The following is a 23,212-nucleotide window of genomic DNA, read 5'->3' as shown; positions in this document are numbered from 1 at the left end:
CGGGTGGGCGCTCGGCCATCCGCCGAGGCGGGAGCGTGGAGCTTGCGCATGCACCACCGCCCGGCATGTCTCCCTTCGGGCCATGCCACCTGGGACGTTTCGTCGCGCGCCACACAAGGCGCGCCTGAGACGTGGAGCCCGCTGAAACCTTATGGCACCTCGGTCGGTGCTCGCCGCGCCCCCCCGCGGCCGCCGCGCAGACCCTCCCCTCGGCGCTTCGGGTGTCGAACGACAGGCGTACCGGCAGCGCGACACATGGCCTGGACCGCGGCGGGTGTGGTACGCGGAACCACGATGCTGCGATCGCTGCACCTGGAAGGCGTGGGGCCGGCCGACCGGCTCGACCTGGAGCTCGGCGAGCGGCTCAATGTGCTCACCGGCGACAACGGGCTCGGCAAGAGCTTCGTGCTCGAGGTCGCATGGTGGGCGCTCACCGGGACGTGGACGGACCGACCAGTGCTGCCGCAACCGGGACGAGAAGAGAACGCGCGCATCTCGGGAGAAGCCGAGCCAGGCACCAGCTCGGACCAGTTCGAGAGCAAGTACGAACGCGTTGCTCAACAGTGGGGCGACAGGTTCAGGCGGGACATGAGCCGCGGCTTGGTCACAACCCCCGCCGAAATCGATGTCCCCTCATGGGTGCAGGATACGGCTCCCGTGCTCTATATCCGAACGAATGGCGCGTACTCGGTCTGGGATCCGCATCGACAGAGCTTGCCAACGAACAGCCCCAAGTTTTACCCGCTGATAAGGGATCAGCTGAATCCCGTTCCTTACCTCTTCGAGGAGAACCAGGTCTGGGATGGCCTCAGGCGCGACGAAAAGCCGTTCTGCAACGGACTCGTCCAGGACTGGGTGACGTGGCAGCTCGAGGCGGCGGACGGCGACGAGGCTCACCCGTTCCAGCTCCTCTGTCGCGTGCTCGACCAGCTCTCCCACCCCGAGGAGAAGATGACCCCCGGCAAGCCGGTGCGGCTCTACCTCGACGACGTGCGCAAGTTCCCGACCGTTGCGTTGCCGTACGGCACGATCCCCATCGTCCACGCGTCCGCCGGAATGAAGCGGATCCTCGCGCTCTCCTACCTCATCGCGTGGTCCTGGTCGGAGCACGTCCAGGCGTCGCGCCTGATCGGCTGGCAGCCCTCGGATCGCATCGTCGTTCTGATGGAGGAGCCGGAGACGCACCTGCATCCGAAGTGGCAGCGTCACATCGTCCCCGCGCTGCTCGCGGTCCTCGGCGAGCTCGCCCCGTCGATGCGCCCGCAGGTGCTGCTGACGACGCACTCGCCCCTCGTGCTCGCGTCGATGGAGCCGCACTTCAGACCGGCCAGGGACAAGCTGTTCGTGTTCGAGCTCGACGGAGCCGACGTGACCGTGCGCGAGCTCCCCTGGGCGAAGCGCGGCGACGCGATCGGATGGCTCACCTCCCCCGTGTTCGGCCTCGAGCAGGCTCGCTCGATCGAGGCGGAGCGCGCCGTCGAGGCTGCCGAGGCGTTCATGCGCGGCGAGACCGGCGCGCTGCCGGAAGGGCTCAGGAGCGAGGAGGAGATCCATCGCGAGCTCGTACGCCTGCTGCCCGATCAGGATCGCTTCTGGCCGCGCTGGATCGTGCGCCGGGAGCGAGCGAGCGCGTGATCCCCTTCGAGCGCGCGCCTGAGCCGGCGGACTTCCACGTCAGCGTGCGACAGCCCGGGCAGCGGTGGCTCGCCAAGGGCGACGCCAGAAGCACGCCGGGCTACTGGCGGCGCGCTGCGCGCGACCTCCGGGCAGCCTTCAAGGACCTGTGCGGCTACACGGCGATGTGGCTGTCGGCGCCGGGGACCGTCGACCACTTCGTCTCGCGAGACGAAGATCGCAGCCTCGCCTACGAGTGGACCAACTTCCGATATGCCGCGGCATGGATCAACAGCAGCAAGAGCGCGCTCCGCTCCGATCAGGTCCTGGATCCGTTCGAGGTCGGCGACGGCTGGTTCGAGATCATCCTGCCGTCCTGCCAGATGGTGCTGACCGACCGGTGCCCGCCGGAGCTCCGTGATCGCGCGCAGACCATGCTGAAGCGGCTCAAACTCGGCGACGGCGAGAGCATCGTTTCGTACCGGCAGGAGTGGTACCGGATGTACTGCGAGGGAGAGCTCAGCCTGGAGGGCCTCGCCCGCAAGGCCCCCCTCATCGCGCGTGCGGTGCGGAAGCAGCGGGAGCAAGCAGCCGCCGAGCCGGCGCTCAGCGACGATGCCCCGCATTCCATGCAGGACGAAAGGTCTGGCGCATGACTGCTGCCGCGCCGTGAAAATCGGCCGCGGAGAAATGTTCACCCAGAAGCGTTTGCCCCCGACCGGCAGACGGCACACCTGAACCTGTCGCAACATCGCCGGCCAGGCTTCTCAGAAGGCGCTGTGCCATAAAGTAAGGAGGTACTGGCAACCGTTCCGGTCCCTCGAGGGCTCCCCGGCTGCCTCCCACGGACCGTTTCCGGTCCCTCGAGGGCTCCCCGGCTGCCTCCCACGGACCGTTTCCGGTCCCTCGATGGCTCCCGGCTGCCTCCCACGGACCGTTTCCGGTCCCTCGATGGCTCCCGGGCTGCCTCCCATGGACCGTTTTCGGTCCCTCGAGGGCTCCCGGGCTGCCTCCCATGGACCGTTTCCGGTCCCTCGATGGCTCCCGGGCTGCCTCCCATGGACCGTTTTCGGTCCCTCGAGGGCTCCCGGGCTGCCTCCCATGGACCGTTTTCGGTCCCTCGAGGGCTCCCGGGCTGCCTCCCATGGACCGTTTCCGGTCCCGCGAGGGCTCCCGGCTGGCTCTCCCGGACCGTTTCCGGTCTGCCGGCGGGGCGGGGACCACGAACTTCCAGCCCATCGCGCGGCGAATTGACCTGACACCACGTGAGCGCCGGAGGGGGTCTCCGCGCGGCAGGGCGCGGGTGGGCGCGGCGAGCACCGACCGAGGTGCCATAAGGTTTCAGCGGGCTCCACGTCTCAGGCGCGCCTTGTGTGGCGCGCGACGAAACGTCCCAGGTGGCATGGCCCGAAGGGAGACATGCCGGGCGGTGGTGCATGCGCAAGCTCCACGCTCCCGCCTCGGCGGATGGCCGAGCGCCCACCCGCGCCCTGCCGCGCGGAGACCCCCTCCGGCGCGCGCAGCCGGGATCTCCGTCCTCCCCTCGCCCCGAGCTCCGAGCTCCGAGCCCCGAGACCCGAGCTCCGAGCCCCAAGCCTCAATCCGGCATCGCCTGCGGCGCTGGCGGCGACGCCCCCCGCATCGCCTTCTGGTACTCCAGCGCCTGCTTCGCGTAGTCGTCCCGCTTCATCTTCGCGTAGGCCTTGGCGAGCTCCCCGTAGATCTCCGCCGCGTCCCCGGCCTTCGGCCCGGACAGGAGCGCGCTGTTCAGCTCGTAGATCGCCGATACGTGCCGCCCCGTGCGCGCCAGCGCCCGCGCGTAGAGCCGGTGGATCTCCGGATTGGCCACGTCGACGTAGATCGCGCTCTCGCCGACCTTGCGCGCCTCCTCCCACGCCCCGCGCTCCACGAGCAGCCGGAGCAGCCGCCGCCACACGCGGCGATCGTGCTGGTCGAGCAGCGCGAGCCGGCGCAGCGCCGAGAGCTCCCCCGCGGCGTCCTTCTGCCGGCGCGCGAGATCGTAGAGCCCCTGGAGCGGCTCGGCTTGCGACGGATCCAGGCGGGACGCCGCCTCGAGGTTCGCCTTCATCCGCGCCGCGTCCTTCTTCAGCTCGGCGAGATCCGCGAGCTTCATCCGCACGACGTAGCCGTCGTGGCCGTCGGCGATCATCTTGCTCAGGACCCTCGCCGCCTCGTCGGGCTTCTTCTCGGCGAACGCCGCCCGCACCTTGAGGTACGCGGCGTCCGGCTGCTTCGGGTCGACCCGGAGCGCCTCGGCGAGCACCGCCTCGCCCTCCTGTCGCTGCCCGTCCTCGAACAGCGCGAGCGCGAGCTCGACGAGCCGCTTCGCGTCCTTCGGGGCGCGGGCCGCCGCCTTGCGCGCCTCGTCGAGCGGCGGCGCGTGCAGATCGGGGACGTACTGCTTCTCGTAGCGCTCGAGGCGGGGCTTCAGCCACGCGCGGAAGCGCCGATCCAGCTCCTCGGTGCCGATGGCGAGGGACTCCTTCACGACCTCCGGCGTCCGCTTGCCAGCGGCCCACCGGGGCAGCATCGACACCACCTTCGGGAAGCCGAACTCCTCGACCATGAAGACCACGATCTGGCTCGCCGCGAAGTAGGCCATCGTCACGTCCTCGATGCTGTCGACGTGCGTGAAGGCCCGGTTGAACCCCTCGACCGCCGGGATCCTCCCGCCCTTCAGCGCGGAGAACAGCGCGGGATCTTCCTCGCGGTGCCACTCGGGCCGCCGCACGATCGTCTCGTACTCGCTGAGCCCCTCGGTGAACCAGCGCGGGACGTGGTTCTTCGAGAGCTGGATCGCGAAGACGTGCCCGAGCTCGTGCCACAGCACGTTCCCCCAGTTGAACTCCGCCGCCGCCGGGCTCAGCGCCGCCAGCGTCTGGCCGAAGCAGACGCCCTGGATGCCCACGTTCGGCAGGCCGCTCGTCCTCACGCTGAAGTTCTCCGTCGACGCGTAGAGCTCGATCGAGACCGGCACCTTCGGCGTGAAGCCGTAGCGCTTCACCATCGAGCCCCACGCCTCCTCGAGCATGCGCGGCACGTACCGCTCGAGGATCGGCTTCTCCTGCTTGTGATAGCGGACGCGGAACGTCTGCCCCTCGACGGTCACGTACTGGGTGGCGATGTCCTTCTCGTAGAGGTTCAGGGTGTTGAACACCCGCACGTTGAAGCGGTCCTTGTCCCACGCCTTCTGGAGCGCGACGAGGCCGCTCTTCTCGTCGCCGGCGCGGATCAGGTTCAGCCCGAGCGTGGCGTACGCCTTCGCATCGTTGGGATCGACCTTCGTCGCCTCCTCCATCATCTTGACGATGTCGTCGTAGCGGTGCTCCCACTCCGCGAACTCGCCGACGATCTGGAAGAACCGCGAGAACTCCGGGTTCAGGCCGAGCACCTTCGCCTTGAGGGCGTCGAAGCCCGCCGCGTCGTCGGCGAGGAAGCGGGCCGCCGCCTTGATCGAGAGCAGCTCCAGGTCGTTCGGGTTGACCTTGAGCCCGCGGTCCGCCGCGGCGTCCGCGGCGTCGATGTCCATGTCGCGGAGCGCGAGCCCGGCCCGCACGAAATAGGCCTCGGCGAGGTTCGGGTTCACGGAGAGCGCCTGCGCGATCTCGCTGTCGGCGCCGCCGAAATCCATCGCGCTGTCGAGCTTGACGCGCGCCATGGCGACGCGGACCAGCGGGTCCTTCGGGGCGAGCTTGAGCGCCTCCTTCACGACCTGCCCGCCGTGGCCGGGGTCGTACTTGTCGAGGAACAGCTCGGATCGCCAGAGCAACGTCTCCACCCGCTGCTTGCCGCCGACCTTCTCCGCCGCGTTGAACGCGTCGTTCGCGTCGCGCGCGCTCCGGAGCAGGTGCGCCGCGCGCCCGACCAGCGACATCCCCTCCGCGTCGCTCGCGGTGATCTTGTCGTCGTTGTAGTCGTCGATGATCGTCATCAGCGGCGCGCGCGCCTCGCCGCGCTTGCCCGACTGGATCAGGAGCTCGCCGAGCACGAGCCGCGCGCGGCGCGCCTCGTCTTCCCGCTCGACCTCGCGCGCGGCCGCGATCGCCTCGGCCATCTTCCCGCGGCGCGCGAGCGCCTCGGCCCGGAGCGGCGCGGCGGCGATCCTCGCCTCCTTGCCGATGGCGGCGGCCGCCTTCGCCGTCTTCGCGGCCTCGTCGTAGCGGCCCGTGAGCAGCTCGATCCGCGCCCTCGCGATCAGCGCCGGGGCGCGGTCCGCGCCCCCCTGGAGGGCGGCGAGCACCTTCTCGGCGCCGGCGTAGTCGCCTTGCGTGAGGAGCGCCTCCGCGCGCGCGAGCGAGGCGGGCGGCTCGGCGGAAGCGGGCGCCTGGGCCGCGCAGGCGGCGGCGACGAGGAGAGCGGAGAGAGAGCGGCGGATCGAGTGGCTTCGCATGACACCCCGTACGCGACCGCACGTGACCGTGCGTAACCCAGCGTAACTACGCGTGACTGTTGCGTGACCGCGCTGATGAAGAGCGGCGCCCGGCGAGGCCGGGCAAGCCGATCCTAGCCGAGAGAGGAAGGGCCGAGCATGAGCGAGCGCCCGAAGGCGCGCCAGGGCTGGCCCCCGCGCGATCGTGGTATGCGGGGGTCCATGGAAAGCGGGCTCGCAGGAAAGGTCGTGCTGATCACGGGCGCGTCGTCGGGCATCGGCGAGGCGCTCGCCCGGGAGGTCGCCCGGCGCGGCGGCCGGAGCGTCCTCGCGGCGCGGCGGACCGAGCGGCTCGAGGCGCTCGCGGCGGAGGTCCGCGCGTCAGGCGGCGAGGCGATCGCGGTCCAGTGCGACGTCACGCGCGACGGCGACGTGGAGCGCGCCGTCGAGGAGGCGCGCAAGGCGTTCGGCGGCCTCGACATCGCCGTCGCGAACGCGGGGTTCGGCGTGGCGGGGCGCGTCGAGGAGCTCTCGCTCGACGATTTCCGCCGGCAGCTCGAGACGAACGTCTTCGGCGCGCTGCGCACCGTCAAGGCCGCGCTGCCGGAGCTCAAGCGATCGCGCGGCGGCGTCGCGCTGATGGGCAGCGCGAGCGGCTACCTCGCGTTTCCCGGGATGGGCGCCTACAGCATGAGCAAGTTCGCGGTGCGCGCCCTCGCCGAGACGCTGCGCGGCGAGCTCCACGCCGATGGCGTCGCGGTCACGCACGTCGCCCCGGGGTTCGTGGCGAGCGAGATCCGTCGGATCGACAACCTGGGCACCCTGCGCGACGACGCCCGGGAGCCGGTGCCTCCCTGGCTCGTCATGCCGACGCCCAAGGCGGCGCGGCAGATCATGGACGCCATCGCCGCGCGCCGCGCCGAGGCCATCATCACCGGGCACGCGAAGCTCGGGGTGTCGCTCGCGAGGCACGCTCCCGGGCTCCTCAACGCGGCCTTCTCGCGGCTCGGGGGCAGGAGCAGGGGCGTTCGCCGCTGAGCCGGCCCGCCTACGGCGCGTCCGCCCCGAGCTCGCGCCGGACGAGCGCCTCCAGGGCGTCGATGAAGCGACGGCGCGTGTTCACGGCCGGCGCCCGCTCCAGCCGAGCGAGGCCTGCGTCCCGGGCCAGGACGTGCGCCTCCACGTCGAGATCGTAGAGGGTCTCGACGTGGTCTGCGACGAAGCCGATCGGCGCGATCAGCGCCTCGCGCGCGCCGCCCGCGGCGAGCCGGTCGAACGTCGACCGGAGATCCGGGCCGAGCCATGCATCGCCGGTCATGCCCTGGCTCTGGAAGGCGACGAGCACGGGGTTCCCCCGCGGCGCGACGCGGCGCTCCACCTCGGCGGCCATCGCGCGGAACTGGCGCTCGTAGGGATCGCCGGCCTCGATGATCCGCTGCGGCAGGCTGTGGGCCGAGAGGATGACCGCCACCTTCGCCCGGCTCTCCTCGGGGAAGCGCGCGAGCGCCTCGTCGATCACCTCGACGAACGCGTCGATCAGCGCCGGCTCGAGCCCCCACGCCGGCGCGCACCGGACCTCCATGCCGTCCAGCCTGGCGGCCGCGTCGCGCACGACGGCGTGGTAGACGTCGACGGACTGCGGCGCGAGCGGCAGCGAGACGACGCGCCGCACGCCGCGCGCGTGGAGCGCGCCGAGCACCTCCGCCGGATACGGGTGCCAGAGCCGCCCCGCGATCGCGACCGGGAGACCGAGCCGCTCGGCGAGCGCGTCCGCCTGGGCCTGCGTGATGCGCAGGAGCGGCGAGCCGCCGATCGTCTCGAAGCGGCGCCGCACCTCGTCGATCAGCTCCGGCGGGGCGGGCCTGCCGCGGCGAATATTGGATAGAAAGGCGGGCAGATCGTCGAGCCGCTCGACGGTGCCGTGGCAGCTCAGGAGGACGGCGGTGGTCACGGCGCCACTCTACATCGCCTCCGCGTGAACAGCGCGGCCGTCGCCAGCGCGCGGCCGCGGCGCGGCCGCTCGCCGGCAAAGGCTCACTTCGCGTCCCAGACAACCACGACGCGGTCGTGGCCGATGAGGCCGTCCTTCTTGCGAGCGAGGTGCTGGGCGACCACCCGATCGCCCGCGGCGTAGATCCGCACCTCCATGAACGCCAGCCCCTCGTCGGTCTCGATGCCGTCCACGATCTCCGTGGCGTCGAGCTGGCGCGACCACCCCGAGACGGGATCGTGGAAGAGCTCGCTCTTGAGGTGCTCCAGGATGGCCTGCCTTCCGCTGGTGACGCTGGGGTGGGCCGGTGGATTGCGGTTGCTCACCTGCTCGATGACGGCGTCGTCGGCGTAGATCCGGGCCAGCGCCTCGATGTCCTGGCCCCGCAGGGCGCGCTCGATCTCCGCGAGCAGTCCATCGCGCCCCCGGTGAGCCAGAGGTCGCGTCCGTGCCGAGCCTTCCATGCATGCTTGCATGGGACGCGGCGGCGCGGTCGTCGAGCCCGGACAGCGGCGCGCTCGCGGCGATCGCGGCGCACGAGGGCCGAACTCGGCGGGCCGCCACCCTCCGCCCCCGACGTCCCACGGCGGGTGGCGAGTTGCAGCGCCCGGACGGACGTGATGAATATGGTGGGTTATGACGCAGCGCCGCACGGTCGTGCTCGCCGATCTCCACCTCGTGCGCCAGACGCCGCCCGGCGTGACCGCCGACCTCGCGCGGTTCGTGGCAGCCCACCGGGGAACGCGCATCGTCGTGGCGGGCGATCTGTTCGACCTCTCGTCCGAGTCGCCGCGGATGCCCCGGCCGCTCGCGCTGCGCGAGGCGCTGTTCGCTCACCCGACCGCGCGGGCGGCGCTCGCCGAGCACCTCGACCGGGACGGCGAGCTCTGGCTCTCGGGAGGCAACCACGACGCCGAGGTCGGCGCGCCCGATTTCCCCGAGGCGCTGGCGGAGGCGCTCGGCGTGGGCGGCGAGGCGCGGGCCCGGATCCGGACGACGCCCTGGTTCTTCCGCGACGGGGCGATCCACATCGAGCACGGGCACCTGTACGATCCGGACAACGCGCCGGCTCACCCGCTCGTGGTCGGCGAGCGCAGCCTCGGCGTCCACTTCGTCGAGGAGTTCATCGCGCCGACAGGAGCGCACCGCTACCTGCAGGCGAACGACCAGACGCCGCTCCACCTGTTCCTGTCCGCGTTCACCTGGTACGGCCCCCGCGCCCCCTACGTCATCTACCGCTACTTCCACGCGGCGATCGGCGCGATGCTGAAGAGCGGGCCCCTCTACCGCGCGCGAGGCGAGGCGACGGTCGGCGCCGCGGTCGTCGAGCGCTTCGCGCACGAGCTCGGGGTGCCCCGCGCGATGGCCGACGAGCTCCTCGGACTCGCGGCCACGCCGACGCTCGAGAGCGCGGCGAGCACGTTCACGCGGCTGTACTTCGACCGCGTGATCGCGACCTTGTCGATGGGCGCGGGCATCGCGGCGCTCGGGCTCGGCGCGCGGGAGACCGGCGCCGCGGCGCTCGGGCTCGGCGCGCTGCTGATGGGCGTGAGCTGGGCGAACGGCCACAACCGGTACGCCGGCACGGTCGCGGAGCGGCTGGCCGAGAGCGCCGGCCACGTGGCGAAGGCGACCGGCGCGAAGCTCGTCGTGTTCGGCCACACGCACCGGGAGGCGCTCGGCGACGGCTACGCGAACACCGGGAGCTTCTCTTTCCCACGCAACGCGCCCGGCAGGCCGTATGTGGAGATCGAGGGGTCTCCGGAGGCGCCGCGCGCGGTGAGCCGCTTCTGGAGAGCCGTGGCGTGAGGTGACGCGCGGGATCTGCTGGCGCTAGCTCCCGCTCGCGTGCGCGGTGAGCGCGCCCTCGACGAGATCGAGCGCGATCGGGACGTCCTCTTCCGGGATCTCGGGGGCGTCGCCGAGCATCGCGGCGAGCAGGCGCTCTCGCGGCTCCGGCCGCAACAAGAGGGGCCCTCCCCCGCACGCCCGGCACACGAGGCCGCCTCGCGCCGGGTCGACCTGGGCCGACTGCGTCGCGTCACAGGCGCGCCCGCACCGGACGCACTGCGTGAGCTCGAGCCCCCAGCCGAAGGCGACCAGCAGCCGCAGGCCGGTCTCCGCGAGCAGCGCCTGCGGGGACGCCGACGAGGCGCCGTCGAGGCGGTCGAGGAGCCCGTTCAGCTCGTGCCAGGCCGCCTGCTCGGCGGTGTGCGCCGGAGCGATCTCGCGCACCCAGCGCAGCGCGCGCCCGGCGACCTCGAGGCGCGCGAGATCCCCCGCGAGCCGCAGGCGCGGGCGCTCGATCGCGGCCTCGGTGAGCTGGGCGAGCTCGGCGCCGGGCCGCACCTCCAGGGTCACGCGGAGCAGGTGCATCGGCTCGAGCGACGGGAATCGCTTCGCCGAGCGGCGCGCGCCGCGCGCGGTCGCGGAGAGGAGCCCACCCTGCTCGGTGAAGAGCCCGACCAGCAGGTCGGCCTCACCGAAAGGGACACGCCGGACCAGGAGCGCCTCGGTGCGGAGCCGCTCCGTCCGCGGACGAACGGATCGAGGCATGGCGGGTTCGAGGGTGACAGCGCGCGCCGCGACGAGCACGCGGCGAAAATTTGGCCCTCAGGTCGAGAGGGAGGTACGAGCCCTCGAGAGGGTGCCCTCCGACAGCTCCGGCGGCATGTCATGGCCGCGCGGACGGAGCACGATGCTGAGCGCCAGCGTGAACAGGATGAGCAGCAGCACGAACGCGATCGCGACCCCGAAGCGCCTGCTCTGCGTGCGGCGCGCGGGCGCTGCGATGGGCAGCGGCGTCACCAGCGCGATCCGGCGGCTGGCCGTGTACCGGGCCAGCACCTCCTCCATCGGAAGCGAGACGGCGCGAGCGTACGCCTTCAAGAACCCGCGGACGAACACCTCGCCCGGCAGGTCATCGAAATGATCGGCCTCGATCCGTTCGATGGAGATCACGGGGATGCGCGTGGCGCGGGCGACCTCCTCCACGCTCATGGCCCGGGCCTCACGCGTGCGTCTCAGGTAGCGTCCGATCGACTCCATCCCATTCCACCCATCGTCATTCGGTCGTCACTCTACTCACCCCGAGAACCGTTGCTCAAGCCCTAGCGCGCCCCGAAGTTCCTCTCGGAAGGAGAGGCGCCGCAGGCCTATTGCAACGTCTGTAACTGTGCAGCGCAGCGCTGCCCGACCGGCGTCGTCGCGGCGATCTCGCGGCACCGCTCGAGGTCGGCGCGCGCTTCGTCCAGGAGCCCCCTCTTCTCGGCGACGCGGGCGCGCGCATCGAACGCGTCCTGCAGCCGCCTGCACTCGGGCTGGTCGGTCTCGACCGCCCTGGTGAACGCCTCGCGCGCGAGATCGAGCTCGCCTCGCTTCTCGTAGGCGAGGCCGAGGCGGTACTGCCCCACGCAGAAGAGGGGCTGCGCGGCGACGGCGCGGCGGAGCGCGTCGATCGCCTCGTCGTTGCTGCCCTTGAGCAGGTACGCCCAGCCCAGGTTACCCCACGACTTCTCCGGCGAGGCGTAGAGGATGTCCTCGGTGAGCGGCTTGAGCACCGCGATCGCCTCGTCGTAGCGGCCCTGATGCACGAGGATGACCCCGAGCGTGTTCTTCGCGTCCCGCATCTCCGGGTTCGCCTCGAGGGCCCGCCGCGCCATCTTCTCGGCGCTGTCGAAGCGGCAGTCGCTCGAGCGCGCGTCGCTCGCGCAGAAGCCGAGCAGGATCACCGCGCCGAGATAGGCCGCCTCCGCGTTGTCCTCGTCGAGCGAGAGCGCCTCCTCGATGTGCCCCAGCGCCTCGCGCAGCCGGCCGTGCTGGAAGGCGTCGCGCGCGAGATCGTACTCCGCGACCGATCGCGCCTCGCTCGCCTGCGCCGCAGGCTGCGCGCCGCCGCACGCGGCGAGCGAGAGCGGCGCGAACGGCAGCAGAGACCCGAGCGACAGGACAACAGCCGCGCCGCGGATGCACCCCGCGCGGGTCGCTGCTGTCATGTGTCGCTGCGATGTCATGTGCGATTGGAGTCCGCTGCTGAGCAATGCCGCAGCGCGGCAGCACGTCAGGACGGGATGTCACCTGCCCTGCGGGGACCCCTGAGTAAACCAGGCCGCTGGTCACGTCAACCCGCGAATCCGCCCTGAAGACGCAGCGCGTTCTCGGAATCTCAATTCGGCTTCCCGCAAGCGTCGGGTCGGCCTAGGATGGAGAGCAAGGGGGCTCCCGCTCATCACTGTTCGCCGCGGATCTCGTCCTTGAGTCCGAGCAGGCTGAACAACCTCCGCAGCGCGTCGATGTCGGGGATCTCGAGGCGCTCGTCGGCGACGCGCAGGTACTGCCCCTCGCGGAGCTGCTGCACGGCGCGCTTCACGGTGTCGACGTCGAGGCCGACGCGGGTCGAGAGCTCCATCGGCGAGATCGCGAACGAGGCGCCGTTCGAGGAGGAGCCGCTCGCGGCGCGCGACTGCTGCGCGAGCTTGAGCAGCGCGTTCACGACCTTCGACTGCGTGTCGGTGAGCATCATGATCTCGATCTGGTCCTCCGCGTCGCGGAGCCGACCCACGAGCTGCTTGATGATGCGCAGCGCGACGGCCGGGTTGCGCTCGACGAGGTTCTGCAGCGTGCCCTGGTCGAGCGCGAGCGCGACGCCGCGGGACAGCGCGATCGCCGTCGACCAGCGCGCAGCGCCGCCGAGGAGCGCGGACTCGCCGAACAGATCGCCCGGCTTGAGGACCATCAGGCTGCGCTCGGCGCCGCGGACCTTCTTGATGAGGCGAACCCGCCCCTCCTCGAGGAGGTACGCCTCCGTCCCGGGCTCGCCCTCGCGGAAGATGACGTCGCCCGCCTCGAAGGGGCGGCCGAACCGGGCACGGAGCCGCTCGGGATCTGGCACCGACTCGGCCGGCTCCGCGCGGCCAGCGACGTCGTCGGGCTCCTCGGGCGCTCCGGCGACGTCGGGAGAGCGCGCGGAGTCCGCGGCCGCGGCGGGCTCCGCGTCGCTGGAGGCCTCGCGCTCCGCGTCGGGTGCGACGCCGTCCCCTTCAGGCGAGCTGGTCATCGGGGCGGAGTGTATCCCAGCTCGGCTGGCTTCGCGTCCGGCGCGCGCACGTAGAGCGGCTCGAGGAGCGCCGCATCGTGCTCGGTGACCGCTCGCCCGCGCTCGCCGCCCGCGGCGGCGGTCCGGAGCCGGTCGATCGCGATGCGCCCGATCCAGACCGCGTCGGGAAAATCCAGCGCCTCGCCGCGGGCGGCGAGCGGCCGGAGCGCCTCGATCTCCTCGGCGACCGCGCCGACGACGACGATCCGGCGCCCGGCGGCGAGCGCGGCGACGGCGTCGAAGACCGCGTCGCGAGGCAGGTGACGCGGCGGGCCCTCGGGCGGCGCCGCGGGCCGGTCGAACGCGGCGAGGAAGACCTCTCCCTTCTTGGCGTCGATCAACGGGACCAGCAGATCCCCTGGGCTCGCCGCGCCTGCGGCGAAGGCGGCGGCGGCCATCGCCTCGAGCGAGGTGACGCCGGCCGCCGGGACGTCCAGCGCGAGCGCCACGCCCTTGGCCGCCGCGACCGCCACCCGGACCCCGGTGAACGAGCCGGGCCCCACGTCGCAACCGAGCGCTCCCACCCCCGCGGCCGGCATGCCCGCGGCGGCGAGCACCTCGTCGATGACCCCGAAGATGCGCTCTGCGTGCCCGTGCAGATCGGCGTAGGTCGTCGCCGCGAGCACGCGCGCGCCTGCGTCCGGCGCCGACGCGAGGCCGGCGGAGCAACCGCCGCTCGGGAGCGCGGCGATCAAGGCCGGGCCGTCGAGGTCCGCGGCGTCGAGGAGCGCCGCGCTGCCGCGCGGGGTCGAGGTCGAGAGGGCGAGGAGCTTCAAGGCGCGCTCGGGAACGTTGCAGCCGCGGTGCTGTCTGGCAGAACCACGAGCCACGGGCAACGAGCTTCAGCGAAATGAGCGGGGCCGCGGCCCCTTCGTGTAACCCGAGGGCGGAGTGCGAGCCGATGCGCAATCAACGAGCGATGCTGCCGGCGCTCCTCGTCTCGGCGCTCGTCCACCTGGGCGCATGGGGGTCCGCGGGGCTGTCGCGGAGAGAGGCAGCGGCCCCTCCCGCGTCGCCGACGGAGGAGCGCGATCCCATCGACATCTGGACGGGGACCACCGCCGCCCTGCCAGGCAGCGGCGATTCCTCGCGTCCGGTCGACAATCCCAGCCGGCCGGACAGCGCCCCGGCCACGCGCGCTCCGGCCGATGCCGCCCAGCCGCCCGCGGAGCGCCGCGCAGAAGCCGACCGCGAGCCGGCTCCGCCCGCGACCGCCGCGCCGCGCCGCCAGGCAGCGCCGCGGCCCAGAGCGGCACCCCGGCGCGTAGAAAAGCGCGAGGAGCGCGCGGCCGACGAGCAGGCCGGCGCCCCGACGCGCTCCACGACCGCGCGGGCGAGCCCTGGCGCGGGAGAGGGCGGCGAGGGCGATTTCGGGGCAGCCGGCAGCAGCGCGGTGCGCAGCCTCGGGCGCGCCTTCACGAGGGCCATTCCGCCTGCATGCCAGGCGGATCCGATCTGGGCGACGCTGCCGCTGGGCAGCGCCGGCAAGGCGCGCATCGTGATCGACATCGACGACGCCGGGCACATCGCGTCGTGGCGTCCAGAGGGGGAAGAGCCGCTCGCTCGGCACCTCGGCAACCTGGCGAAGCGGACGATCGCGTTGCTCGGGAGCGGGACGTTCGCCGTGGCGCGCGGGGCCGTGACGGCGGGGAAACAGACCCTGGAGGTCAGCGCCGTCATCCGCGCCGGGGCGGATGACGGGGAGACGGGCGCTCCGGCCGATCTGGCGTGGCGCTTCGAAGGCGGCCACGGCAAGGCGTCGTTCGCCCAGCAAGGCGGCCGCCTCGTGGAGGTCGTCGTCCAGGTGGTGCGCACGGAGATCGCGCGAAGCGCGCCGCCCGGCTGAGCGCCCGGCGCCGCGCATCGTCCAGCCGGGCCGTCGCGTCACCCGCCCGCGCGCGAGGCGCCTTCCAGCGCGGGTCCTGGCGCTCCTTGCGGTCGCGCATCGAGGCTCTACGTCCGGCGCGTGGGATGGCTCCGCGCTGCCGCATGGGCGTGTGTCGGGTTCCTCGGAGCCGCATCGCCCGCCGCCTGTGGCGACCGGGCGGCCGCGCTCTCACCGCCTGCAGCGCCACACCGCGAGGCGAGCGCGCCGTGCTCGATCCTCCGCGCGGAGGCGCCGCTGGCCGCTGCCGCGCCGGCCCTGCCCGCGCTGATCGAGCAGGTGCGGCCCGTGGTGGTGACGGTCGCCACCCTGCGCGTCTCCTCGCTGCCGGACGGGCGCGCGACCCCGGGATTTCCCTTCCGGGGCGGCGCGCCGCGGGTGGAGCGGGCGATCGGATCCGGGCTCGTGATCGCCGCGGAGGGGCTCGTGCTGACGAGCGATCACGTGATCGGCGACGCGCTCGATATCGAGGTGCAGCTCTCGGACGAACGCGCCTTCGAGGCGAGCGTGGTCGGGCGGGATCCGATGCTCGACGTGGCGCTGCTGAAGCTGCTCGGCGCGGAGTCGCTGAGCGTCGCGTCGCTCGGCTCGAGCGCTCCGGTCCGGACCGGCGACGACGTCATCGTCCTCGGCAACCCGTTCGGGCTCGGGCCGACGGTGACCCGGGGCATCATCAGCGCGACCTCGAGGCCGATGGGCACGGGGAGCCTCGACGGCTTCCTCCAGACCGACGCCGCCATCAACCCGGGGAACAGCGGCGGGCCGCTCTTCAACGCGGCGGGGCAGGTGATCGGCATCGCGACCGCGATCCACGCCGACGGCCGCGGCATCAGCTTCGCCCTGCCGATCGACGAGGTCGTGGAGATCCTCCCCGAGCTGCGCGAGACGGGCCGCGTGGACCGCGGGCGCATCGGGATCACCTTCCAGGAGGTGAGCTCGCCGCTCGCGCGGGTGCTCCGGCTGCCAGGCCGGATGGGCGCGCTGATCACGGAGGTCGAGCCGGAGAGCCCCGGGTCGCGGCTGGGCTTCCAGCCCGGCGACGTGATCACCTCGCTGGAGGGGCGCCGCGTCGAGCATGCGCGCGAGCTCGCGCGCGCGCTCCGCCGCTCGAAGCCCGGAGACGAGGTGAAGCTCACGTACAAGCGCGGCGGCGCCGATCGGCGGGCCACCGTGAGGCTCGAGCGATCGGCAGCTCAAGAGCGTCCGAGGCCGCTCTTGCGGGACGATGGCGCGGAGAGGGGCGCCGAACAGCCGCCGCTCGGCGTGCTCGCGAGCGAGGCGCCGGAAGGAGCGCGCATCGAGTCGATCGCGCCGCAGAGCCCGGCGGCGGGCCACCTCGATGTGGGCGACGTGGTGCTCGAGCTGAACGGCGTGCCGGTGCGCGGCGGCGCCGATCTGGCCGAGCGCCTGCGCGCCGCGGGGCGCCAGGACCTGCTGCTCCGGGTGCGGCGCAACGGATCGGCCCGGTACGTCGCTGTCCCGGCGCGCTGAGCGAACGTCGCTCCCGCGCGCTCGGCTCGGCGCGCCGAGCGCGGGCTACATGCCCGCGATGGACGCTGCTACGTTACGCCGCATGGGAGCTTCGGCAGGCGCAAGGTGCCCAATTTGCCGCAAGTCGGCGGGGCCCAGGCCCGAGAACCCGGCCTTTCCGTTCTGCTCGCCGCAGTGCAAGCTGGTGGACCTCGGCCGCTGGCTCGAGGGCAGCTACCGGGTGCCTGGCCCACCCGTCTCCTCATCAGAGGATGCCGAGCCCCTGGAGTCGAGGGGACGGATGGACGGGCTCGACGGGAACATTCAGGAAGAGGACGAATGATCGCTCGCCGCGCGCTTTGTCTCCTCACGGTCCTCACGACAGCCACCACGGCGTCCCTCGCCGCGGCGCAACAGGGCCAGCCGGCCCCGGGGACCACGCCCTACGGCGCCGCCTCGACCCCCGGCGCCGCGCCTGCCCAGCCGAACCCCTACGACCCGTCGATGCAGGCCGGAGGGCTGGCGCCGCCTCCCCCGATGACGACGATCGAGCCGGAGCCCGTGCCGCCCGACGGCGGGACGGCGCGGCGCCTCGACGAGGCGAAGGAAGAGGACTCGGGGCGCGGGCTCGAGATCGTCTGGCTGAACTTCGAGGGAGGCTACGAGAACGTCGGCCTCCAGACGTTCAACATCGACGAGGACGAGTTCACGGCCGGGTTCATCTCGAGCGCGGCGAACGGCGGGGTCATCGGGGCCGGGGTCGGCGTCCGGCTCCTCTACTTCACGCTGGGCGCGCGCGGGAGGGTCGGGCTCTTCAACGACTGGCAGCTCTTCAGCGCCGGCGGCGAGGTCGGCATGCACCTGCCGCTCGGCAGGCTCGATCCGCACGTCGACCTGGGCTTCGGGTACGCGGGCCTCGGCAGCTTCAAGAGCGCGGTGCGCGGCGCGGCCGACGCCATCGCGATCCGCGGCTTCTACGGGAGGATCTCCGGCGGGCTCGACGTGTACCTGTCGCCGGTCTTCTCGATCGGCGCGAACGCAAGCTGGGAGCTCCTGGCGCTCACCAGGCCGGGGCTCACCTCCGCGCAGATCGATCGCATCAGGAGCGAAGCCGCCACCACGCCCCAGCAGGCCAAGGCCGATCTGCTCGCGGCCGAGGGCTCCAGCGTCGGCTCGGCGCTCGCCCTGACCGCGGTCGCCGGGCTCCACTTCTAGTGGCCGCCGAGCGAGCGTCGCCTCCCCCGCCCTCCCGCCCATGACCGCAGTCGACGCGCTCATCTGGCTCGCCACCGTCGCCGCGCCGCTCGGAGGACTGGCCGCGCTCCTCCTCGGGACCCAGCGGCTCTACGGCAGGCGCCGGTTCGTGGTGGGGACCGCGCTGCTCGGCGCGATCGCGTTCGTGCCAGCGCTGCTGCTCGAGGGCTTCCTCCAGCGCTGGCAAGGGCTCGACAAGGCCGCCGGCACGCTCGACGCCGTCACGCTGATCTACCTCTTCGTGGTCGTGGCGCCGCTGGAGCAGGGGCTCAAGGTGGCGGCGGTCGCGCCGATGGCCCGGCTGCGCACCGTCGACGAGCCGTTCGACGGGCTGGTCTACGCCGCCGCCGCGGCGCTCGGGTTCGTGTCGGCCCACAACGCCGTGTACCTCTGGGGCCGGCCGCTGTCGTCGATCGACGTCGTGCGGGCCGCGCTCGCCGTGCCGGCGCACCTCTTCTTCGCGTCGCTCTGGGGCTACGCGCTCGGTCGCGAGCGCAAGCGGCCGCTGGGAGGCCGTCGCTTCAACGCGGCGTGGCTCGCCGCGATGCTGCTCAACGGCGCCTACGACTACATCGTCTTCGCGTGCCGGCCGGTCGCGCTCTTCATCGCGGCGCCGATGCTCCTCGGCATCGGCTTCGTGACGTTCCTGGCCGCGCGCGATCTGCTCCGCCGGAGCGCGTCACCGCACAGCTCGCAGCGGCGGGAGCGCCGCTTCCTCCCGCACATCTCGCCGCCGTCGCTCGGCACGATGCGCGAGGCGCTGCGGCGAACCGAGCGGCCGCTGATGCTGAGCTGGATCGCCTTCGGCGCGCTCGTCACGGTCGGGGTGATGACCACCACGCTCGCCCTCGCGGTCGCGCTAGGCCATCGCTTCGGCGTCGATTTCGCCGCCGTGGATCGGGGCGACGCCTCGACCGCCGCGGCAGCGCCGCTCCTGCTGCTCGTCGCGGCGGCGATCGCGGCATTCCCCTTCGCCGGCTACCTCGTCGCCCGGGCCTCATCGACGGGCAGCGTCCTGGAGCCGGCCGCCTCCGCGGCGCTCGCCATCCTGGGCTCGCTGGTGCTGCTCGGCCTCGCCGCGCCCGTCGCCGTCGTGTTCGCGACCGCGCTCGCCCCCATCGCCTTCAGCCTCGCGTGCGCGGGCGCCTGGATCGGCACCACGCGCTGAGCGCGTCGTACCGATCGCGCTCAGCGCGCCGGTCACCCGGCGCCGCACCGCGGCGCACCAGCTAGAGGCGCGCCGCCACGCGGCGTGATGGGCGCGCCCCCCGTTCTCGCCGGTGCGGGACCCTCGTCCCGAGCCCGGCGATCGCTACGCCGTCGCCGCCTTTGCCGCGGGCTGGTGCTTCGCGACCTCGTCCTGGAACCTGCGGAGCAGCTCCTGCGCCGCGGGCGAGAGGTTCCTCGGCACCTCGACCTGGACGATCACCTGGAGCGCGCCGCGACCGCGGCCATCGATGCGGGGCGCCCCCTTGCCCTTCACCGAGATCACCTCGCCAGGCTGCACGCCGGCCGGGATCTCGACGTCGACCGCCGTGTCGTCCGGCAGGTCGATCTTCACCGTGCTGCCGAGCGCCGCGTCGACGAAGGAGACGGGCACCCGCGTGATGAGGTCGAGGCCGTCGCGCTCGAAGCGCTCGTCGGCGGCGAGATCGACGTCGACGTACAGATCGCCGGGTGGCGCGCCCTGGGCGCCCGGCATCCCCTGGCCGGGCACCCGCAACCGCTGGCCGCCGTCGATGCCGGCCGGGAAGTTGACCACGACCTTCCGCGTCTTCTCGACCGCGCCGAACCCCTTGCAGGCGGCGCACGGCGTCTTGATGACCGAGCCCTCACCCGAGCACTCGGGGCAGGTCTGGGTGAACATCACGAAGCCGCGCGAGGTCGAGACCTGACCGGCGCCGCCGCACGTGCCGCACGGCTTGCGCTTCGTCCCAGGCTTCGCGCCCGAGCCGGAGCACTCCTCGCACGCGACCGGCGTGCGAAGGACGACCTCCCGCTTGCAGCCGAGCAGGGCGTCGCGCAGCGAGAGCCGCTGCTGAACCCGGATGTCCTGGCCGCGCGCCGGGCCGCGCCGCCGGCGCTGCCCGCCGCCGAAGCCGCCGAAGAACTCCGAGAAGATGTCCTGGAAGTGAGAGAAGATGTCGCTGTCGGCCCCGGCGCCCATCCCCTCGAGGCCGGCGTGCCCGAACTGATCGTACCGCCGGCGCTTCTCCTCGTCGGAGAGGACCTGGTACGCCTCGGTGGCCTCCTTGAAGCGCGACTCCGCCGACGCATCGCCGGGGTTTCGGTCCGGGTGGTACTTCAACGCAGCCTGACGATAGGCCTTGCGAATGTCGTCAGGCGTCGCGTCTCGCGCGAGGCCAAGAACTTCGTAGAAGTCGCGCTTTTCACTCATGAATGGTGGACCGCCGCGTCGATCCTGCCCGACAGGGGGCATAGGCGCCGGCTGACCATAAGTCCTCGCCCGCGCCTGTCAACGCGCAATACAGCGTGAACGCCCAGGATGGGCCGTGGCTTCGCGAGGTCTTCCGTACGGGCCGAGACGCTGCTACTGGCCCCGGCGCTGGAACGCGGGCGTGTCCCAGTCGGAGTCGAGCGGGGGGACGAAGCTCGCGCGATCGCGCGGGCCGCCGCCTGCCGACTGGACCTGCGGCGCGGGCCGGCGGGTGGTCGGGTACGCGACCTCTTCATGACGGTGCGGCTGGCGCTGCGTCATGGGAGGAGCGCTCGGGGCGGAGCGCGCCGACATCGGGCCGGCCGCGGCGGCGAGCGACGCGCCGATCGAGTGCGCGGTCGCGCGGGGCTGCGCGGCGCTCGCGAGCTGGTGGGGGACCTCGGCGACGAGGTGATCGAAGCCGGTCGCGATGACCGTGACCTTGATCATCTCGCCCATGTTCTCGTCGATCGTCGCGCCGAAGATGATGTTCGCGTCCTCGTGCGCCTGCTCCTGCACGAGCGTCGCGGCCTCCTCGATCTCGCGCATCCGCATGTCGGGTCCGCCGACGATGTTGATGAGCACGCCCGTCGCCCCCTCGACCGAGATGTCGTCGAGCAGCGGCGAGCTGACGGCCATCTCCGCGGCGAGGCGGGCGCGGCCCTGCCCCTTCGCGCAGCCGGTGCCCATGAGCGCGCGGCCCATGTTCGACATGACCGTCTTCACGTCCGCGAAGTCGACGTTCACGATCCCGTTCTGCGTGATGAGATCGCTGATGCCCTTGATCGCCTGATAGAGGACCTCGTCCGCCTTGCGGAACGCCTCGACGAACGAGAGGTCCTCGTCGCCCAGCGAGAGGAGCTTCTGGTTCGGGATCGTGATGAGCGTGTCGACGTGCTCCGCGAGCATCGCCAGGCCGAGCTCGGCGCGGCGCGAGCGCTGCTTGCCCTCGAAGAAGAACGGCTTCGTCACGACGCCGACGGTGAGGCAGCCCTCCTCGCGCGCGAGCTGCGCGATGACCGGCGCGGCGCCCGTGCCGGTGCCGCCGCCCATCCCCGCGGTGACGAACACCATGTCCGCGCCCTGGATGCACTCCTTCACGCGGGTCACGTCCTCGAGCGCCGCCTTGCGCCCCTTCTCGGGATCGGCACCGGCGCCGAGACCGCGCGTGACGCTCGCCCCGATGTGGAGCTTGGTCGGCGCGAGGCTCGCGCCCAGCGCCTGGGCGTCCGTGTTGACGACGATGAACTCCACGCCCTCGAGGCCGAAGTTGATCATCGTGTTGACTGCATTGCCGCCAGAACCGCCACAACCGATGACCTTGATCCGGGCGTCGTACCCGGTGTGTTCGTCGGCAAACTCGATGGAGAAACTCATGAACTCCTCCCGGGGATGTACAGCTAGCCGCTCGGCCCGGCGCCGACCCCCGCGAAGGTCGAGCGGCACGGAACCCTAATGCGCGAGGACGTCCTCGCTCCGGACGGTGCTCAGAGGGGCGCCTCTTCCCCTGTGAACGCCGTTTTTCAAACCCTCTTGATTTCGTCTTCAAGAGGGATCGCCGGTGCGCTCTTCGACCCTCTCAAACCCAATTCTCTAACAACTTTCTCTTGCTACGTCATGCCTAGAATGCAGCTCGAAGCCAGTTCCAGAACCTCCCGCTCGACCTCTTTTCAATCGGCATTTCTTCGACGATTTCTCGGCGCGACTCGCGCTCACGGACCTTCTCGCGGCGGCTCTCGCCGCGCCCTGCGTGACCGATGTGGCCGACGTCGAGCGCGACGGGCGTGAGCGCGCGCGCCTGCGCGAGCGCGTTGGCGCCGTACTGCACGAGGCCCACGCCGGTCGCGTACTGCGGGCCCGCCACGAGCTGCGTGATGCCACGCACGCCGACCGGTACGCCGAGGCGCACCGGCATCCCGAGGATCTCCTCGGCGAACTCCGTCATGCCCTCCATGAGGACGCCGCCGCCGGTGAGCACCGCGCCGGCCGAGAGCTGCTCGAGCATCCCGGTGTCCTCGATCCGCTTGCGGATGACCGCGAAGATCTCCTCGACGCGCGGCTCGATGATGTCCGACAGGACGCGGCGCCCCGCCTTGCGCGGCATGTGCCCGCCGACGCCGGGGACCTCGATCTCCTCCTCGTCGCCGACCATGCGGCCGAGGGCGCAGCCGGCGTTGCGCTTCAGGCGCTCGGCCTCGCCCATCGGCGTGCGCAGCCCGGCGGCGATGTCCGCGGTCACGTTGTTGCCGCCCGCCGGGATCACGCTGGCGTGCGCGATGCCGCCGTCGACGTAAAGAAGCAGGTCGGTCGTGCCGCCGCCGATGTCGATGATGGCGACGCCGATCTCCTTCTCGTCCTCCGAGAGCACCGCCTCGGCGCTCGCGAGCGGCTCGAGTACCACGTCGGCCACGGTGAGGCCGCAGCGCTCCGCGCAGCGGACGACGTTCTGGACGCACGAGGTCGCTGCGGTGATCAGGTTCACCTTCACGCCGAGACGGACGCCGCTCATGCCGACCGGGTCGCGGATGCCGTCCTGGTTGTCGACCGTGAACTCGCGCGGCAGGACGTGGAGGATCTGACGATCGGCGTCGACGGGGATCGCCCGCGCGCCCTCGAGGACGCGCTCGACATCCACCCGCGTGACCTCGCCGCCCGAGACCGCGGCGACGCCGTCCGACTGCTGGCAGCGGATGTGGCTGCCCGCGACGCCGGCGTAGACGGTGCGGATCTCGACGCCGGCCATCGTCTGCGCGGCCTCGATGGCCTCGGCGATGGAGCGCACCGTCCAGTCGATGTTGCTCACCACGCCCTTTCGCAGGCCGCGGCACGGGACGTTGCCCACCCCGAGGATGGTGATCCCATCAGCGTCGATCTCGCCCACGACCGCCGAGACCTTGGTCGTCCCGATGTCCAGGCCGACGACGATCTCAGAAGTCTCCATCCGGCTCTTCATTGCGTGCACCACCTCATGCGGGGACGAGCCCCCTGCGCGTGTCAGGCGGGCACGACGCTGCCATGAGCCAGCGGAACCGGCCAAGTTTTGCTCGGCGAACGCCGGCGACGGTGACGACGACGGC

Annotated in this window: 20 protein-coding genes; 9 read left to right on the top strand and 11 right to left on the bottom strand. The window is 72.2% G+C overall.

The genetic code is table 11. The annotated features are described in order from the left end of the window. Positions 1–294 precede the first annotated feature (294 nt). A complete protein-coding gene (locus WME96_RS08695) occupies positions 295–1,635 on the top strand; it encodes an AAA family ATPase (RefSeq protein WP_437289691.1) in 1,341 nt (446 codons plus the stop codon). After that, positions 1,632–2,270, top strand: a complete 639-nt coding sequence (locus tag WME96_RS08690) for a hypothetical protein (RefSeq protein WP_437289690.1) — start codon at positions 1,632–1,634, stop codon at positions 2,268–2,270. The genes WME96_RS08695 and WME96_RS08690 overlap by 4 nt, the downstream gene beginning before the upstream one ends. Before the next feature lie 941 nt (positions 2,271–3,211). Here the strand turns inward: WME96_RS08690 and WME96_RS08685 are convergent. Then, a complete protein-coding gene (locus WME96_RS08685; protein WP_437289689.1) occupies positions 3,212–6,025 on the bottom strand; it encodes a tetratricopeptide repeat protein in 2,814 nt (937 codons plus the stop codon). Positions 6,026–6,226: 201 nt separating this feature from the next. On the opposite strand from WME96_RS08685, the gene WME96_RS08680 reads away from it, so the two are divergent. Next, positions 6,227–7,042, top strand: coding sequence for an SDR family oxidoreductase (locus WME96_RS08680; protein WP_437289688.1), 816 nt, complete (start codon positions 6,227–6,229; stop codon positions 7,040–7,042). Positions 7,043–7,052: 10 nt separating this feature from the next. On the opposite strand, the gene hemH is transcribed toward WME96_RS08680, so the two are convergent. Both hemH and WME96_RS08670 read right to left on the bottom strand, forming a co-directional pair. Beyond that, a complete protein-coding gene (hemH, locus tag WME96_RS08675) occupies positions 7,053–7,955 on the bottom strand; it encodes a ferrochelatase (protein WP_437289687.1) in 903 nt (300 codons plus the stop codon). An 83-nt stretch (positions 7,956–8,038) separates the two neighbouring features. After that, positions 8,039–8,458: a hypothetical protein gene (locus WME96_RS08670; protein ID WP_437289686.1), complete on the bottom strand. Its 420-nt coding sequence runs from the start codon at positions 8,456–8,458 to the stop codon at positions 8,039–8,041. Positions 8,459–8,630: 172 nt separating this feature from the next. Here WME96_RS08670 and WME96_RS08665 point away from each other — a divergent pair, with 172 nt between their 5' ends. Then, complete coding sequence (locus tag WME96_RS08665) at positions 8,631–9,803, top strand: hypothetical protein (RefSeq protein WP_437289685.1); 1,173 nt, start codon at positions 8,631–8,633, stop codon at positions 9,801–9,803. A 24-nt stretch (positions 9,804–9,827) separates the two neighbouring features. Here the strand turns inward: WME96_RS08665 and recO are convergent, their stop codons facing one another. The 5 genes from recO to tsaB all read right to left on the bottom strand — a co-directional run bounded on the left by recO (position 9,828) and on the right by tsaB (position 13,865). Further along, positions 9,828–10,550, bottom strand: coding sequence for a DNA repair protein RecO (gene recO, locus WME96_RS08660; protein WP_437289684.1), 723 nt, complete (start codon positions 10,548–10,550; stop codon positions 9,828–9,830). Between the two features lie 57 nt (positions 10,551–10,607). After that, a complete protein-coding gene (locus WME96_RS08655) occupies positions 10,608–11,042 on the bottom strand; it encodes a helix-turn-helix domain-containing protein (RefSeq protein WP_061608668.1) in 435 nt (144 codons plus the stop codon). A gap of 107 nt (positions 11,043–11,149) precedes the next feature. Next, on the bottom strand, positions 11,150–11,989 hold the full coding sequence (locus tag WME96_RS08650; RefSeq protein WP_437289683.1) for a tetratricopeptide repeat protein: 840 nt from the start codon (positions 11,987–11,989) through the stop codon (positions 11,150–11,152). A gap of 233 nt (positions 11,990–12,222) precedes the next feature. Next, positions 12,223–13,050, bottom strand: a complete 828-nt coding sequence (locus WME96_RS08645; protein ID WP_437289682.1) for a Crp/Fnr family transcriptional regulator — start codon at positions 13,048–13,050, stop codon at positions 12,223–12,225. Then, positions 13,047–13,865, bottom strand: coding sequence for a tRNA (adenosine(37)-N6)-threonylcarbamoyltransferase complex dimerization subunit type 1 TsaB (tsaB, locus tag WME96_RS08640; protein WP_437289681.1), 819 nt, complete (start codon positions 13,863–13,865; stop codon positions 13,047–13,049). Before tsaB ends, WME96_RS08645 begins: the two co-directional genes overlap by 4 nt. A gap of 125 nt (positions 13,866–13,990) precedes the next feature. On the opposite strand from tsaB, the gene WME96_RS08635 reads away from it, so the two are divergent. The 5 genes from WME96_RS08635 to WME96_RS08615 all read left to right on the top strand — a co-directional run bounded on the left by WME96_RS08635 (position 13,991) and on the right by WME96_RS08615 (position 18,866). Next, positions 13,991–14,935 (top strand): hypothetical protein, encoded by a 945-nt coding sequence (locus WME96_RS08635; protein WP_437289680.1) that lies wholly within the window; start codon positions 13,991–13,993, stop codon positions 14,933–14,935. Between the two features lie 120 nt (positions 14,936–15,055). Then, complete coding sequence (locus tag WME96_RS08630) at positions 15,056–16,465, top strand: trypsin-like peptidase domain-containing protein (RefSeq protein WP_437289679.1); 1,410 nt, start codon at positions 15,056–15,058, stop codon at positions 16,463–16,465. 49 nt (positions 16,466–16,514) lie between these two features. Beyond that, complete coding sequence (locus WME96_RS08625; RefSeq protein ID WP_433934740.1) at positions 16,515–16,787, top strand: DNA gyrase inhibitor YacG; 273 nt, start codon at positions 16,515–16,517, stop codon at positions 16,785–16,787. After that, positions 16,784–17,659 (top strand): hypothetical protein, encoded by an 876-nt coding sequence (locus WME96_RS08620; RefSeq protein WP_437289678.1) that lies wholly within the window; start codon positions 16,784–16,786, stop codon positions 17,657–17,659. The genes WME96_RS08625 and WME96_RS08620 overlap by 4 nt, the downstream gene beginning before the upstream one ends. Before the next feature lie 40 nt (positions 17,660–17,699). Continuing rightward, positions 17,700–18,866 carry a PrsW family intramembrane metalloprotease gene (locus WME96_RS08615; RefSeq protein ID WP_437289677.1) on the top strand — a complete coding sequence of 389 codons (1,167 nt, stop codon included), beginning with the start codon at positions 17,700–17,702 and terminating at the stop codon, positions 18,864–18,866. A 144-nt stretch (positions 18,867–19,010) separates the two neighbouring features. Here the strand turns inward: WME96_RS08615 and dnaJ are convergent, their stop codons facing one another. The 3 genes from dnaJ to ftsA all read right to left on the bottom strand — a co-directional run bounded on the left by dnaJ (position 19,011) and on the right by ftsA (position 23,076). Further along, on the bottom strand, positions 19,011–20,096 hold the full coding sequence (dnaJ, locus tag WME96_RS08610; RefSeq protein WP_063827017.1) for a molecular chaperone DnaJ: 1,086 nt from the start codon (positions 20,094–20,096) through the stop codon (positions 19,011–19,013). Between the two features lie 153 nt (positions 20,097–20,249). After that, positions 20,250–21,512, bottom strand: a complete 1,263-nt coding sequence (ftsZ, locus tag WME96_RS08605) for a cell division protein FtsZ (RefSeq protein WP_437289676.1) — start codon at positions 21,510–21,512, stop codon at positions 20,250–20,252. A 244-nt stretch (positions 21,513–21,756) separates the two neighbouring features. Further along, complete coding sequence (ftsA, locus tag WME96_RS08600) at positions 21,757–23,076, bottom strand: cell division protein FtsA (RefSeq protein WP_437289675.1); 1,320 nt, start codon at positions 23,074–23,076, stop codon at positions 21,757–21,759. Between the last annotated feature and the right edge of the window lie 136 nt (positions 23,077–23,212).

Origin of the sequence: Sorangium sp. So ce406 (genome assembly GCF_051474675.1) — a bacterium.
GTDB lineage: Bacteria > Myxococcota_A > Polyangia > Polyangiales > Polyangiaceae > Sorangium > Sorangium cellulosum_G.
This window is presented reverse-complemented; position numbering and strand designations above follow the sequence as displayed.

Coding starts and splice junctions, on each gene's coding strand:
- WME96_RS08695 (WP_437289691.1), top strand. CDS start 295: ATGCTGCGATCGCTGCACCTGGAAGGCGTGGGGCCGGCCGACCGGCTC.
- WME96_RS08685 (WP_437289689.1), bottom strand. CDS start 6,025: ATGCGAAGCCACTCGATCCGCCGCTCTCTCTCCGCTCTCCTCGTCGCC.
- WME96_RS08680 (WP_437289688.1), top strand. CDS start 6,227: ATGGAAAGCGGGCTCGCAGGAAAGGTCGTGCTGATCACGGGCGCGTCG.
- WME96_RS08670 (WP_437289686.1), bottom strand. CDS start 8,458: ATGGAAGGCTCGGCACGGACGCGACCTCTGGCTCACCGGGGGCGCGAT.
- WME96_RS08665 (WP_437289685.1), top strand. CDS start 8,631: ATGACGCAGCGCCGCACGGTCGTGCTCGCCGATCTCCACCTCGTGCGC.
- recO (WP_437289684.1), bottom strand. CDS start 10,550: ATGCCTCGATCCGTTCGTCCGCGGACGGAGCGGCTCCGCACCGAGGCG.
- WME96_RS08655 (WP_061608668.1), bottom strand. CDS start 11,042: ATGGAGTCGATCGGACGCTACCTGAGACGCACGCGTGAGGCCCGGGCC.
- WME96_RS08650 (WP_437289683.1), bottom strand. CDS start 11,989: ATGACAGCAGCGACCCGCGCGGGGTGCATCCGCGGCGCGGCTGTTGTC.
- WME96_RS08645 (WP_437289682.1), bottom strand. CDS start 13,050: ATGACCAGCTCGCCTGAAGGGGACGGCGTCGCACCCGACGCGGAGCGC.
- WME96_RS08635 (WP_437289680.1), top strand. CDS start 13,991: ATGCGCAATCAACGAGCGATGCTGCCGGCGCTCCTCGTCTCGGCGCTC.
- WME96_RS08625 (WP_433934740.1), top strand. CDS start 16,515: ATGCCCGCGATGGACGCTGCTACGTTACGCCGCATGGGAGCTTCGGCA.
- WME96_RS08620 (WP_437289678.1), top strand. CDS start 16,784: ATGATCGCTCGCCGCGCGCTTTGTCTCCTCACGGTCCTCACGACAGCC.
- WME96_RS08615 (WP_437289677.1), top strand. CDS start 17,700: ATGACCGCAGTCGACGCGCTCATCTGGCTCGCCACCGTCGCCGCGCCG.
- dnaJ (WP_063827017.1), bottom strand. CDS start 20,096: ATGAGTGAAAAGCGCGACTTCTACGAAGTTCTTGGCCTCGCGCGAGAC.
- ftsZ (WP_437289676.1), bottom strand. CDS start 21,512: ATGAGTTTCTCCATCGAGTTTGCCGACGAACACACCGGGTACGACGCC.
- ftsA (WP_437289675.1), bottom strand. CDS start 23,076: ATGGAGACTTCTGAGATCGTCGTCGGCCTGGACATCGGGACGACCAAG.